This is a genomic window from Knoellia sp. S7-12 (assembly GCF_040518285.1).
In the GTDB taxonomy this organism is placed as follows: domain Bacteria; phylum Actinomycetota; class Actinomycetes; order Actinomycetales; family Dermatophilaceae; genus Knoellia.
The window spans coordinates 2785048-2798162 of the sequence record NZ_CP155449.1; the positions used below are offsets into that span (position 1 = coordinate 2785048).

12 protein-coding genes are annotated in these 13115 nt (G+C 67.1%); 5 read left to right on the plus strand and 7 right to left on the minus strand.

Annotated elements, in window-relative coordinates:
- Positions 1 to 40 precede the first annotated feature (40 nt).
- Both V6K52_RS13375 and rlmN read right to left on the minus strand, forming a co-directional pair.
- Complete coding sequence (locus V6K52_RS13375; RefSeq protein WP_353950607.1) at positions 41 to 1225, minus strand: hypothetical protein; 1185 nt, start codon at positions 1223 to 1225, stop codon at positions 41 to 43.
- 98 nt (positions 1226 to 1323) lie between these two features.
- Complete coding sequence (gene rlmN, locus V6K52_RS13380) at positions 1324 to 2550, minus strand: 23S rRNA (adenine(2503)-C(2))-methyltransferase RlmN (protein ID WP_353950608.1); 1227 nt, start codon at positions 2548 to 2550, stop codon at positions 1324 to 1326.
- Between the two features lie 87 nt (positions 2551 to 2637).
- Here rlmN and V6K52_RS13385 point away from each other — a divergent pair, with 87 nt between their 5' ends.
- The gene (locus tag V6K52_RS13385; RefSeq protein ID WP_353950609.1) at positions 2638 to 3489 is read left to right on the plus strand and encodes a DUF3626 domain-containing protein; all 852 of its coding nucleotides are present in this window, start codon (positions 2638 to 2640) and stop codon (positions 3487 to 3489) included.
- A 16-nt stretch (positions 3490 to 3505) separates the two neighbouring features.
- Here the strand turns inward: V6K52_RS13385 and V6K52_RS13390 are convergent, their stop codons facing one another.
- The 3 genes from V6K52_RS13390 to pyrH form a co-directional block, all read right to left on the minus strand.
- Positions 3506 to 4384 carry a phosphatidate cytidylyltransferase gene (locus V6K52_RS13390; RefSeq protein ID WP_353950610.1) on the minus strand — a complete coding sequence of 293 codons (879 nt, stop codon included), beginning with the start codon at positions 4382 to 4384 and terminating at the stop codon, positions 3506 to 3508.
- A gap of 21 nt (positions 4385 to 4405) precedes the next feature.
- Positions 4406 to 4963: a ribosome recycling factor gene (gene frr / locus V6K52_RS13395; RefSeq protein WP_353950611.1), complete on the minus strand. Its 558-nt coding sequence runs from the start codon at positions 4961 to 4963 to the stop codon at positions 4406 to 4408.
- 128 nt (positions 4964 to 5091) lie between these two features.
- A complete protein-coding gene (gene pyrH, locus V6K52_RS13400; protein ID WP_353950612.1) occupies positions 5092 to 5844 on the minus strand; it encodes a UMP kinase in 753 nt (250 codons plus the stop codon).
- 135 nt (positions 5845 to 5979) lie between these two features.
- Between pyrH and V6K52_RS13405 the strand changes: the two genes are divergently transcribed.
- From V6K52_RS13405 to V6K52_RS13415, 3 genes are read left to right on the plus strand one after another with little or no spacing between them, the layout of a single operon-like run.
- Complete coding sequence (locus tag V6K52_RS13405; RefSeq protein WP_353950613.1) at positions 5980 to 8274, plus strand: hypothetical protein; 2295 nt, start codon at positions 5980 to 5982, stop codon at positions 8272 to 8274.
- A gap of 22 nt (positions 8275 to 8296) precedes the next feature.
- A complete protein-coding gene (locus V6K52_RS13410) occupies positions 8297 to 8905 on the plus strand; it encodes an antibiotic biosynthesis monooxygenase (protein WP_353950614.1) in 609 nt (202 codons plus the stop codon).
- 1 nt (position 8906) lies between these two features.
- Complete coding sequence (locus tag V6K52_RS13415) at positions 8907 to 9446, plus strand: NUDIX hydrolase (protein ID WP_353950615.1); 540 nt, start codon at positions 8907 to 8909, stop codon at positions 9444 to 9446.
- Positions 9447 to 9585: 139 nt separating this feature from the next.
- On the opposite strand, the gene tsf is transcribed toward V6K52_RS13415, so the two are convergent.
- Both tsf and rpsB read right to left on the minus strand, forming a co-directional pair.
- Positions 9586 to 10416 (minus strand): translation elongation factor Ts, encoded by an 831-nt coding sequence (tsf, locus tag V6K52_RS13420; RefSeq protein WP_353950616.1) that lies wholly within the window; start codon positions 10414 to 10416, stop codon positions 9586 to 9588.
- A 60-nt stretch (positions 10417 to 10476) separates the two neighbouring features.
- The gene (gene rpsB / locus V6K52_RS13425) at positions 10477 to 11490 is read right to left on the minus strand and encodes a 30S ribosomal protein S2 (protein ID WP_353950617.1); all 1014 of its coding nucleotides are present in this window, start codon (positions 11488 to 11490) and stop codon (positions 10477 to 10479) included.
- A gap of 378 nt (positions 11491 to 11868) precedes the next feature.
- On the opposite strand from rpsB, the gene V6K52_RS13430 reads away from it, so the two are divergent.
- Entirely contained in the window at positions 11869 to 13113 is a 1245-nt protein-coding gene (locus tag V6K52_RS13430) for an MFS transporter (protein WP_353950618.1), read from the plus strand.
- The last annotated feature ends 2 nt before the right edge of the window (positions 13114 to 13115 follow it).

The following is a 13115-nucleotide window of genomic DNA, read 5'->3' on the forward strand; positions in this document are numbered from 1 at the left end:
GATCGGAGGCTTTCCCGGGTGGGCCGGGAAGTTCTCCCGATCAGCCGCGCGTGAACAGGACGATGCCCAGGCACATCTCGTCGGTCGTGCCCTCACCCCACGCGACGTAGCGCTCCTTGATCCCCTTGTAGGACGGGAGGACGTCGCGCATGGCCTGGTCGTGGGTGCATGTCACCGTGACCGAGTCACCCTTCTTGACCGCCACCGGCTTCTTGAGCGGGATAGCGCCCTGGTCATCGAAGTTCCAGACCGGGATGTCAAGGACCCGTTTGGCCTGCGGCGTGCCCTTGTTGACGTCGACCGTGATCGTCTTGCCGAGCAGGTGCATGTGGCCCGAGACGGCGCGGATGACTCCAGGATCGTTCACCGGTCGCGTGCACGACTGGGTGGGACCCGGCTTGAGCTCGCCGCAGAGCAGGTGCAGGAGGTCGGCTGTCGCGACCTGCTCCCCGAAGCGCGCGCGTATGTCGGCGACTGCCGGCGTCCGGGCGCACAGCTCGCCGGGGGTTCCCTTGCGGCACGGCAGCTCGACCGGAGCCGGCAGCAGCATCGTCTCGAGCGGAGTCTTGTGGCCAGCGCTGGCCGGAGTGAGGCGCAACCGGGCCTTGCTCTGGTCGGCGCCGCCACCAGCGAGGAGGTTGTAGTGCATCTGGATGACGATGCGCGAACCCTTGGCCAGCGGAATGCCGATGTCGTCGGCCATGACTCGCTCGCCGCCACCGGGCGCCCACGCACCGACCCACTCGGCGTTGTTGAGCTGTGCAGCCGGTCCGGCGTCGACGCCCGAGCCGCCGAAGCAGGTCCATCCCTGCTCCGCGTCCTTGGCGTCCATGGCCTCAGCCGCGGCGACGTTCTCGGGGTCGACCTTGTAGAGGATGACGTGGTGCACTGACGCCGGGTTGTCGGGCTCGATCTTGACGCCGCTGACGATCATGTCCTGCACGAACTTCGGGTCGGCGAGGAAGCAGCGGTAGTCGTCGGTGCCCGTGCCGAAGGGTGCCTTGGGGGTGTACTTCGCCGCCATCGAGACCTCCTCGAAGGTCTCACCAGCGCGCAGGGCGATGTCCGCCGGCTCAGGCTTGACCTTCGCCGCGGCCACTGAAGGCGATGCCCCGTGAGTGGAGCTGTGCGAGTCCTCCCCACGCAGGTTCTCGGGCAGGGTGCCGCCACAGGCAGAGAGGGTGAGGGCGGCGACGATGCCGACCACGATGGGACGCAGGCGCATTACTCCAGAGTAGACCCGTGTCGTGCGGTCTGCCGAGAAACTGAAAGCAGGCACACAGGTGAGCGGACGGCATACCCACCGCCTCTGTGTGCGAAGCGTCAGGAAGTCGCGGCAGCGAGCTGACCGCAGGCGCCGTCGATGTCGGAGCCGCGGGTGTCGCGAACCGTCGTCGGGATGCCGTAGGCACGCAGGCGCTCCACGAACTGCTGCTCGACACCACGACGCGACGCGGTCCACTTCGAACCAGGCGTCGGGTTGAGCGGGATCGGGTTGACGTGCACCCACCCCTTGCCACGCGCCGTGAGCTTCTTGCCGAGTAGGTCGGCTCGCCACGCCTGGTCGTTGATGTCCTTGATGAGGGCGTATTCGATGCTGACGCGACGTCCCGTCACCACGAAATAGCGGTATGCCGCATCGAGGGCTTCGTCGACACTCCACCGGGTGTTGATCGGGACGAGTTCGTTGCGCAGCTCATCGTCCGGGGCGTGGAGTGACAGCGCGAGAGTGACCGGAATGCCCTCAGCAGCGAGTTTGTCGATGGCCGGCACGAGACCAACGGTGGACATCGTGATGCCGCGAGCCGACATGCCGAGCCCGTCGGGGGCAGGGTCGGTGAGGCGGCGGATGGCGCCAATCGCGGCCTTGTAGTTGGCCAGGGCCTCACCCATGCCCATGAAGACGACGTTGCTGACGCGTTCCGGGCCACCCGCGGAAGGGCTCGATGTGTCGCCTGCGTCTTCGTCGCTCTCGTCACCGAGACCGGCCTCGGCCGGGTGGGTCGCCCCGATCGCAGGGAGCGCACCGTGGCGCAGCTTGCGGTTGGCGTCGACGACCTGTTCGACGATCTCGGCGGCCGACATGTTGCGGGTGAGCCCGGCCTGACCGGTCGCGCAGAACGGGCAGTTCATGCCGCACCCCGCCTGGCTCGAGATGCAGATCGTCACGCGCTTGGGGTAGCGCATGAGCACCGACTCGACCATCGCACCGTCGTGGAGGCGCCACACCGACTTGAGCGTCGCGCCGCGGTCGGCCTCGAGCGTCCGCACCGGCGTCAACAGGGTCGGGAGCAGGTCGGCGACGAGGTCGTCACGCACGGCCTTGGGCAGGTCGGTCATGTCCTCGGGCGACTCCACCAGGCGCTCGAAGTAGTGCGTCGACAGTTGCTTGGCCCGGAAACCCTTGTGGCCCAACCCCTCGACGGCAGCCTTGCGCTCAGCCGGTGAAAGGTCGGCGAGGTGGCGCGGCGGCTTGCCGCGGCGGGGCGCGTTGAAGGTGAGCTGCCCGGGCACCGGTGGCCCGACCTTGGGTTCTGGGAGAGAAGTCATCCCGACAAGTGTCCCACTCCCGGGACGTCAACGGCACACACCATTTGGGTCCCCGGGGTTCTGCATCTCGTGGCCGATACTTGCCTCATGCCGCCGCCACAAGTCCGCGCGCTCGAGCACATCACGTCCTTCGCGACCGGTGAGCCGGTCGATCCGTCACACCGGGTGACACTGCACTTCCACCCCGACCGGCTGGTGGGTGGCCCCGGCGGCAGACCGATCCTCGAGATGATGGCTCGCGACGGGCGGTATCGCTCACAGTTCGAGACCGGCACCAGCAACGGTGGCCTCACCGCCCACCCGGGTGGCGACCGATGGCGGTGGGAGAGCCGCATCTTCGCTGGCGCCTATGACTCGGAGGACCACGAGCACCGCCCCAAGTACGGCTCACTCAACTTCCGCCGCCGCGCCGTCGGCGGCTCTCCCCGCTTCGGCTCGGCCCACTTCCGCCTCTCCGCAGAGAGCCTGACCCGCACGACGTTCTGCTACCCGGACAGCCACGAGGAGCCGGAGCACTTCGGCATCTCGACCCGGGTGTCGACGTTGGTCGCCCTGGCCGAGGCGGACGACGAGGATGCACTCGACGACTACGTCGAGGCGCACGTGCATGGCGAGCTCATCATCGACCGTGACGTGGAGGCGCTTGTCCTTGACCCCAGCCATCGAGGCACTTCGGCCGAGGTGGCTGCCGAGCATCTGGGTTGCCCAGTCGAGTGGCACGGCGGGTTCCGCCTGTCCATCGACGAGATGCGTCGCCACGAGGACTTCCGAGGGCTGGAGTTCGTCGAGCTGGGACACGAGATCTCGCGCGGCGGCATACTCGATCCGGCCATCATCGGCGACGCATCACGCACCGGCCGCTACGACGAGCAGTCCCTCAAACGCGTGTGGCACTACGTCGCTCGGTTCGGCAGCCCCGAGATGGCTGGCACGCCCTAGGTCAAAGAGTCGCAGATCAGGGAGTCGCCCAGAGGAGCAGCGCCCAGACGACGGGGATGCACAGAACGAGCGAGTCGAGTCGGTCCATGATCCCCCCATGGCCAGGGAGCAACGTGCCCATGTCCTTGATACCGAGGTCGCGCTTGATGCTCGACTCGATGAGGTCACCGACTGTGGCAGTCGCGGCGACGAGCACGCCGATGACGGCGCCCTTCCACCACGGCCCGTCGAACATGAGCGTCAACCCGAGCGCACCCACCGCTGCACACGTGAACACCGATCCGCCGAAGCCCTCCCAGGACTTCTTGGGCGAGATCGACGGCGCCATGGGGTGCTTGCCGAGGAAGACGCCGAACGCGTAGCCCCCGATGTCGGAGAACGCCACGACGAGGACGAAGTAGATGATGCGCAGGTGGCCATCGTCGGCCGAGAGCAGCAGAGCCGCGAACCCGCCGAGGAAACACGGATAGAGCGCGACGAAGAGGGCGCCGCCGATGTCGCGGATGGCACCGTCCAGACCGTCAGCGACCCGCCACACCAGGATTCCGATGCAGGTGAGACCGAACGTGAGGATGAGCGCTTCCGGCCCTCGGTAGTAGGCCGAGAGCACCATCGAGGCCGCACCAATGACGACAGGCACCAAGGGCACGTCGATGCCGGCCTGGCGCACGGCCCGCCGCATCTCCCACGCCCCGATCGCCATGGCAGCGACGAGGATGACGAGGAACGCCTCACGCCGGATCACCAGCGAGGCAATGATGAGAAGTGCCAGCCCGACACCGACGCCGATGGCCGCCGGCAGATTGCGGCCCGCCTTCGGCGTCTTGGTCGACTGGGGAGCCGACCGGGTGGTCCGATCGGCCACAGGGCCCTCAGTCGTGGGAGAGTCGCTCATCGCTGAGCCGTCCGCTCGAGGTCAGACCTCGAGCAGTTCGGTCTCCTTGCCCTTGAGCACCTCGTCGATGGTGTCGACGTACTTCTTCGTCGTGGACTCGAGGTCCTTCTCGGCGCGTGAGCCCTCGTCCTCGCCGACGTCGCCGGCCTTGACGAGCTTCTCGATGCTCTCCTTGGCGGTCCGGCGGATGTTGCGGATCGCGACCTTGGCGTCCTCGGCCTGCGTGCGCGCCATCTTGATGTATTCCTTGCGGCGCTCCTCGGTGAGCTGCGGCAGGATGCACCGGATGATGTTGCCGTCGTTGGACGGGTTCACCCCCAGGTCTGCGTCACGCAGAGCCTTCTCGATGTTGTTCATCGCGCCCTTGTCGAACGGGGAGATGAGGATCGTGCGCGCCTCCGGCGTCTGGAACGACGCGAGCTGCTGCAGTGGGGTCGGCGCACCGTAGTAGTCGACGATCACCTTGTTGAACATGCTGGGGTGGGCCCGACCGGTGCGGATGGCGGCGAAGTTGTCCTTGGCCACCTCGACGGCCTTCTCCATCTTTTCTTCGGCCTCGAGCAGGGTGTCGTCGATCATGCGGTCAAGTCTCCTTCGGTATGCCGCGACGCTGAAGTCGTGCGGCAGGGTCCAGTCTGTCAAACAATGCCTGTCAAACAATGCGGCGCGGCCGCGAACGGCTCGGGCAGGGACTGCTTCGAGGTCGGTCAGGCGGTGACGAGGGTGCCGATGCGCTCGCCCTGGATGGCCCGGGTGATATTGCCCTCGCCCTCCATACCGAAGACCATCATCGGCAGGTCGTTCTCCATGCAGAGGCTGAACGCGGCCGCGTCGACGACCTTGAGGCCCTTCTGGAGCGCCTCGGCATAGGTGAGCGTGTCGAGCTTGCGCGCGTCGGGGTTGGTGCGCGGGTCCGAGTCGTAGACGCCGTCGACGCCGCTCTTGGACATGAGCACCATGTCGCAGTGGCACTCCAGGGCGCGCTGGGCGCTGACCGTGTCGGTGGAGAAGTACGGCATACCGGCTCCTGCTCCGAAGATCACCGCACGCCCCTTCTCAAGGTGACGGATCGCGCGACGCGGGATGTAGGGCTCGGCGACCTGGCCCATCGTGATGGCCGTCTGCACGCGCGTGTCGATGCCTTCCTTCTCAAGGAAGTCCTGCAGAGCGAGGCAGTTCATCACGGTGCCGAGCATGCCGATGTAGTCGGCTCGCGAGCGATCCATGCCCTTCTGCTGGAGCTCGGCTCCGCGAAAGAAGTTGCCGCCACCGACGACGATGGCGACCTGTGTGCCTTCTCGGATGGCGGCGGCGATCTGGGCTGCGATACCGCGCACGACCTCGGGGTCGACGCCCACACTTCCTCCGCCGAAAACCTCTCCGCTGAGCTTGAGAAGGACCCGTCGAGCGCGCTCACCAGTGGTGGTGGGAGCGATCTGGGTCTGGACGTCAGTGGTCACCGTGCCTCCTCGGCAGTGTCTTCTGGCGGTGTCCCGAATCCTCGCACACCCAGCGAGTCATCACGCGTGGGCCACGACGTGTGAGACTCGCATGTCAGCCGAGACCGGGAGGCGATTTCATTGTTTCGAAGAGTCATGTGCACTGCTCCATGGCTGATGTGCGTCCTCGTTCTGGGGAACTTCCTGCACGCCAACGACACCTCGGTGGGCGACCTGTTGCGCTATGCCGGGTATGCCGTGTTCGGCATCGCCCTTCCCGGCACGGTGCTGCTGCGATGCCTCCTGCCCGACCCTCGACCACTTGTCGACGATCTCGCCCTCGGCTCGGCCCTGGGCATGGCCCTCCAGCTTCTCGTCTTCATCCCAGCTGTGGTCAGTGACCACGGCACTTGGCTGCGGTGGTGGCCCCTAGTGCTCGTCTTCGTGGCGACGAGCCTGCCTGCTCTGCGCCGGCGGTGGTGGCGGCCGCTTCGGCCGTCGAGTCGCAGCGACACTCAGCCGTCCCGCGAGACCGCCCCCGTGTGGTGGCACTGGGGCGTCGCCTCCGGTGCGACCGTGGGTGGCGCTGCGGCCGCACCAGGGTTGCTGGCGCTGCCCCTCCCACCGGGAGAGGGCGGCTACTACGTCGACATGCTGTGGCACCTCGGTCTGGTCCATGCCCTGACCCGGGCCGTGCCACCGGAGGTCCCCCAGGTCGCCGGGACCACGGTTGAGTACCACTGGTTCGCCGATGCGGACATGGCTGCGGCGACCCTCGTGTCGGGGGTTCCGGAGGCGGTCGTGCTGCTGCGTCTGTGGCCCGTGGCCGTCGTGCTCCTCGGTGTCGTGCTCACGGCAGTCCTGGCCCGCAGCCTGTCCGGGGTCTGGTGGGCAGGGGTCATTGCCGCGTGGATCTTCGCAACGCTGCGCGGACTCCTCATCCTCCCCATCAACCTTCCCGAGTCCCCCATAATCCCCTACAGCCCGAGTCATGGCTACGTCGTGGTGATGACGCTGGCCGCGGTGCTGCTCATCGTGTGGGCACTGCGAGGCGGCCGGCTGGGTGTGGGCTGGGTCGCGGTCGTGCTGTGCCTGGCCGCTGCCGGCGGTGGCAAACCAGCAGCCCTACCGACCATCGCCTGTGGGGCGGTCGTGGCCCTGGGTGCCGCCCTCTTGATCCATCGACGCTCACGTGCCTTCCGCGCTGCCCTCGCAGTACTCGCCGCGTGTGCGGTGCTGCTGCCGTTCACGAGCACCTACCTGTCGGGCAGCGACAGCACCAGTTCCCTGCGCCTGTTCTCCTTCATGGAGTGGATGCCGTTCTATCGAGAGGTGACCGGCGCAACCCGCCCCCCTGTCGCCGGACCCCTTCTCCCCGAGGGGATCAACGACCTCTCGTCCCGGTCGCTGCAGGTGCTCGTCCTCGCCCTGCTCGCCCTGGCTCTCACTCACGCGGGCCTGCTCCTTGGGGTTGCCACCGTGGCAAGGCGAACCGTTCGTCGCGACCTCGTGGCGTGGTTCTTCGCCGGGACCCTGGGGGCGTCGTTCGGCGCCTACCTCGTGGTCTCCCACCCCGCCTACAGTCAGGTCTACTTCGTCCGACTGGCTCTGGCGTACGCCGCCGCGGTGTCGGCGTGGATCCTCGTCGGTGCCATCCACCGGATCAACGGCACAGCTCGGACGCGCGCGCTCACGCTCGGGTTTGGGTTCGTCATCGGACTGGGACTGGCGTGGGTCACCTCTCACCTCTCCGACGTCCCAGTAGATCGCGTGAGCCTCGACACGTGGCGATCCGCCTTCCTGCTGTCAGCTGGTGTGTTCTTCGGCGGTCTCGCCGTCGTGGGTCTCGCGCTCATGATCGCGTCCCGCACATCACCTCGATGGCAGGGTGCGGCCACAGCGGTCGTGGCCAGCGCACTCATCCTCGGCGCACCGGCATACGCCGTCCTCAGCACGGAGTTGACACCGGTCACGCCGGTCTTGCAAGCCATCAAGGGCACACAGATCGCGCTGAGGCCCGACACCGCCGGTGGCCAGCTGCCCATGCCGCAAGGTGGCGGCGCTGCGATGGACTGGATCAACCGACATCTCCCGGACGATGCCGTCGTCGCGACAAATCGGCACTGCAGCCGCGGGACCACCGCCAAGGGCTGCACCTCGAACCTGGCCATGGTCAGCGGGCTGGGCGGTCGCCAGACCGTCATCGAATCAACGCATTATGTCCCTGTCACGGGCGGCCCCCCTGGCGCAAACCCCTATCCGGTCCTGCTCCGCGCCAACGACGCCTTGTTCACTGATCCGAGTGCCGACGGATTCGCCCGGATGAAGCGGGACGTCAGGTTGACTTGGCTCGTTGCCGACAGCACCGCCACGACCGTCTCCGCGCGGATCACCGATTTCGCGACCCCGCGGTTCACCGCCGGAACGATCACCGTCTACGAAGTTCGCTGAAGTACTTGGCACACTGTGGCCCGTGAGTCCCACCCCTGCACCGACCCCCAGCACCTCCGGCCCCGTCACCGTGGCCATCACTCGCAGGGTGAGTCCGGAGGACGAGCTGCTCATGCGGGCGTGGGCCGATGCGGGCACCCAGATGGCCAACCACTTCCCCGGCTTCCTGGGCTCCGGGTGGGTCCGCCCGTCGACCGGGTCGCACGAATGGCACATGCTCTATCGCTTCGACAGTCGCGAGTCCCTCAAGGTCTGGGAGGAGTCGACCGAGCGCACTCGCTGGCTCAGCGCTGGCGTGAACCTCGTCCAGGACACTCGCATCGAGCACCGCACGGGCATCGAGGGCTGGTTCGACGAGCCCGAGGAGCGCGCCGTCGACGACATGTTGTCGCGCGGAGCGGAGGCGCCTGCACCTCCCCCGGCCCCGCCTCGGTGGAAGCAGATGTGTGTCATCTGGCTGGCGTTCTTCCCCACCAGCCTGGCGCTCAGCTATCTCTTCGCGCCGTTCACCGGCGACTGGCCCGGGTGGGCGCGGGTACTGCTGTCGACCGTCGTCGCGACGCCGCTCATGACGTATCTGATCCTGCCGAGGGTGACCAAACTCTTCCACCCCTGGCTGATGAGGACCTGACGTGGCTTGGCGCACCCACACGTCCCGTGTCGTCTATGAGAACCCGTGGATCGTCGTGCGTGAGGACGGCGTCACCCGACCCGACGGCACTCAGGGCATCTATGGCTACCTCGAGGTGCGTCGACCTTCGGTCGTGATCGTCCCGATCACTGACGAGGACGAGGTCGTGCTGATCCGCACCGACCGCTACACCCTCGGGCGGACCAACCTGGAGCTGCCTGCTGGAGGCACCGACGGGGAGGACGTCCTCGTTGCTGCCGCTCGCGAGCTTCGCGAAGAGACCGGGTATGCCGCCCGCGAGTTGATCGACCTGGCGCTCACGACCCAGCTCAAGGGCGTGACGCGCGCGGCCCAGCACGTCGTCCTCGCCACCGGCCTCCATCACGTCGGCGGTGAGGAACAGCTCGAGGAGGGCATCGAGAGCGTCGAGCACCACCCGTGGTCGGACGTTCTCGAACTGCTGCGTCGGGCAGAACTCACCGACGGTGAGAGCGCCGCCGCCCTCATGTACGCCGCCGTCCACCTCGGCCGCGTCCACTAACCCTCCCTGCGTCTGCGGTTGTGGCTGTTCTAGCCGCCGTATCCGCAGACGCAACGCCTGAAAGTCCCACAGACGCACGTATGCCGCCCGCTCTGGTGAGCGGGCGGCATACGGGATGCGTCGGTGTCAGACCGTCAGGTCAGCCACCGACGCGGAAACGCGCGAAGGACGTCGCCGAGGCGCCGGCCTCCTCGAGAACCTTGGCAACGGTCTTCTTCGGCTCCTTGGCGAACGGCTGCTCGAGCAGGACGTTCTCCTTGAAGTAGCCGTTGACGCGACCCTCGACGATCTTGGTGAGAGCAGCCTCGGGCTTGCCCTCCTCCTTGGCCGTGGCCTCGGCGACGCGACGCTCGTTCTCGACCGTGTCGGCGTCGACCTCGTCACGCGTGAGGACGGTCGGGCTGAACGCGGCGACGTGCATCGCGACGTCGCGAGCAACCTGCTCGTCGCCACCATCGGTCGCCACGAGGACGCCGATCTGCGCGGGCAGGTCGGGGCTCGTCTTGTGGAGGTAGGCCGCCACAACCGGAGCCTCGATGCGGGCAACACGCTTGACCTCGATCTTCTCGCCGATCGTCGCGTTCGCGCCGTCGAGGAGATCCTTGACGGACGTGCCGTCAGTGAGGGTGCTCGCGAGGAGCTCGTCGGCCGAAGCCGATTTGGTGTCGACGGCCTGCTGGAAGACCTGCTCGGCCAGGGCGATGAAGTTCTCTCCCTTGGCGACGAAGTCGGTCTCGCAGAGGACCTCGACGAGCGTGCCGACGCCACCCTCGGCCTTGGCGATGACGAGACCGTTGGAGGTGGAACGACCCTCGCGCTTGGTCACGCCCTTCTGGCCCTTGACCCGCAGGATCTCGGTGGCCTTGGCCTGGTCGCCGTCGGCCTCATCGAGAGCCTTCTTGACGTCGAGCATGCCGGCACCCGTGGATGCACGGAGCGCCTTGATGTCAGCGGCGGTGTAGTTCGCCATGTGTGTATGCGCTTCTTTCTGGTGAAAGACGGACAGAGAGGAAGGTGGAACGGAGGTGGTTCAGGCCTTCTCGGCCGGGACGGGCTCGGCCTCAACCGGGGCAGCCTCGACAGGAGCCTCGGTCTCGGTGACCTCGGCAGCAGCCTCGGCCGGAGCGGCCTCGACGGGCGCCTCGACCTCGGCGGTCTCGGCAGCAGCCTCGACGGGAGCCTCGGCCGGAGCGGCCTCGGAAGCGTCGGCCGCAGCGGTGGCGCCGGCCTCCGGGGCAACAGCCTCGGCGGTCTCGGCAGCAGCGTCGGCGTCGCCACCGAGGAGCTCGCGCTCCCACTCGGGCAACGGCTCGTCGCCAGCGCCCTCGGCGTCAGCAGCAGCGTTGTTGCCACCAGAACGGGAGATCAGGCCCTCGGCAACAGCGTCGGCGATGACTCGCGTCAGCAGGGTGACGGAGCGGATTGCGTCGTCGTTGCCGGGGATCTTGTAGTCGACCTCGTCGGGGTCACAGTTGGTGTCGAGGATCGCAATGACGGGGAGCCCGAGCTTGCGCGCCTCGTCAACGGCGAGGTGCTCCTTCTTGGTGTCGACGATCCACACGGCGGAGGGAACCTTGGCCATGCCACGGATGCCACCGAGGGTCTTGTCGAGCTTGTCGCGCTCACGCTTGAGGAGCAGGAGCTCCTTCTTGGTGCGGCCGGAGCCGGCAACGTCATCGAAGTCGATCTCGTCGAGCTCGACGAGACGGGTGAGGCGCTTGGAGATCGTCTGGAAGTTGGTGAGCATGCCACCGAGCCAACGGTGGTTGACGTAGGGCATGCCGACGCGCGTCGCCTGCTCGGCGATGGGCTCCTGGGCCTGCTTCTTGGTACCGACGAAGAGGATGCTCCCGCCGTGGGCAACGGTCTCGCGGACGAACTCGTACGCGTTGTTGATGTAGGTCACCGACTGCTGCAGGTCGATGATGTAGATCCCGTTGCGCTCGGTCATGATGAAGCGCTTCATCTTCGGGTTCCAACGTCGGGTCTGGTGCCCGAAGTGGACGCCGCTCTCGAGGAGCTGGCGCATGGTGACAACGGCCATGCCGTGTTCTCCTTGTGCTGGTGTTTCAGTTACGTCGGCTGCGCACGGGTCGTGCACTGCCTGCCTGGCGCCTGAAACGAACCACGCCGTATGCCGTGTGCTCCAGTGGAGCAGGCACATGGACTGTCGTGGTGCGCCCCGCTTCGTGGTGATCCAGTCAGCGGCGAGAGACGCGCGAATTAGGTCACCGTGAGCACGCACGCATGCAGGCGCACGAAGACCGTAGGCAATCCTACGCGTGAACTGGCCCGCCGAGAAATCCGCGGCGACCCGGGCCCACGGACTTGCACAACTGCCGCGGCGCGGCCCATCCCGCGCGTGGTCGTCCCGTTGAAACCCGGTATTGCATGTCCGCTGGCCCGCGTAGCGTCACCTCTCGTGTCACGCCTCGGGGAAGCCATCGCACCGTCACGTCTCGGCACCCCGTTCCGGTGGCTCATGTCGGCGTCGTGGACGAGCAACATCGGAGACGGGATAGCCCTCGCTGCAGGCCCACTGCTCGTGGCGTCGCAGACCCGCAGCCCCACGCTCGTGGCCATGGCGGCGCTGCTCCAGCGCCTGCCCTGGCTGCTCCTCGGTCTGTGGGCAGGAGCGATTGCGGACCGACTCGACCGCAAACGCATCATCATCACGGCCAACCTCCTGCGCGTGCTCGTGGTCGTCGGCCTGTGCACGTTCATCGCCACGGACCACATCTCGGTCGGCGCGGTGCTCGTGACGATGTTCGTCTACGGGGTGTGCGAGGTCTTCGCCGACTCGACCGCCAGCACGCTGCTGCCCATGGTCGTCAAACGTGAGGACCTCAGGACCGGCCAGGTTCGGCTCCAGGCAGGGTTCCTCACGGCAAATGAACTCGTCGGCCCTCCCGTCGGGGCCTTCCTCTTCGCCGCCGGGATGGTATGGCCGTTCGTCACCCAGATCCTGCTCGTCCTGCTCGCCATCGGCCTCATCAGTCGCATGGAACTCCCCCGTGGTGGGGTCCGCGGCTCCGTCGACACCCACGTCCGGGCCGACATCCTCGATGGGTTGCGGTGGGTGCGCCACCACGCGCCGATGCGCACGCTGGTCCTCGTCATCCTCACCTTCAACATAACGTGGGGAGCGGCCTGGTCGATCCTCGTGCTCTATGCGCTCGACCACCTGCACATGGGCGAGATCGGATTCGGCCTTCTCTCGACCGCGAGCGCGGTCGGCGGGGTGTTGGCCACGACGAACTTCGACCGACTCTCGCGCCGCTTTTCCCTTGCCACGCTCATGAAGGTGTGCCTGGTGACTGAGGTGTTCACCCACCTCGCGCTGGCGCTCACCACGGTGGGATGGGTCGCGATCCTCGTCATGACGGTCTTCGGTGCCTATGCCTTCACCTGGGGGACGGTCAGCAACACCATCCGACAGCGGTCGGTGCCCACGGCATACCAAGGGCGGGTGGGCAGCGTCTACATGACAGGGCTCTTCCTCGGCATCATCATCGGTCAGGCCATCGGCGGTCCGATCGCGGAGCAGTGGGGCCTCACCGCGCCGTTCTGGTTTGCCTTCGTCGGCACCGCCGTGATCCTCGCCCTGGTGTGGCGCCAGCTCGACTCCATTGCCCACGCCGGCGACGACGACCCAGACGCCATCTGAGC

What these genes read in the sequence shown, in the direction of transcription:
- V6K52_RS13375 (WP_353950607.1), bottom strand. Translation starts at nt 1,225, where the DNA reads ATGCGCCTGCGTCCCATCGTGGTCGGCATCGTCGCCGCCCTCACCCTC.
- rlmN (WP_353950608.1), bottom strand. Translation starts at nt 2,550, where the DNA reads ATGACTTCTCTCCCAGAACCCAAGGTCGGGCCACCGGTGCCCGGGCAG.
- V6K52_RS13385 (WP_353950609.1), top strand. Translation starts at nt 2,638, where the DNA reads ATGCCGCCGCCACAAGTCCGCGCGCTCGAGCACATCACGTCCTTCGCG.
- V6K52_RS13390 (WP_353950610.1), bottom strand. Translation starts at nt 4,384, where the DNA reads ATGAGCGACTCTCCCACGACTGAGGGCCCTGTGGCCGATCGGACCACC.
- frr (WP_353950611.1), bottom strand. Translation starts at nt 4,963, where the DNA reads ATGATCGACGACACCCTGCTCGAGGCCGAAGAAAAGATGGAGAAGGCC.
- V6K52_RS13405 (WP_353950613.1), top strand. Translation starts at nt 5,980, where the DNA reads ATGTGCACTGCTCCATGGCTGATGTGCGTCCTCGTTCTGGGGAACTTC.
- tsf (WP_353950616.1), bottom strand. Translation starts at nt 10,416, where the DNA reads ATGGCGAACTACACCGCCGCTGACATCAAGGCGCTCCGTGCATCCACG.
- rpsB (WP_353950617.1), bottom strand. Translation starts at nt 11,490, where the DNA reads ATGGCCGTTGTCACCATGCGCCAGCTCCTCGAGAGCGGCGTCCACTTC.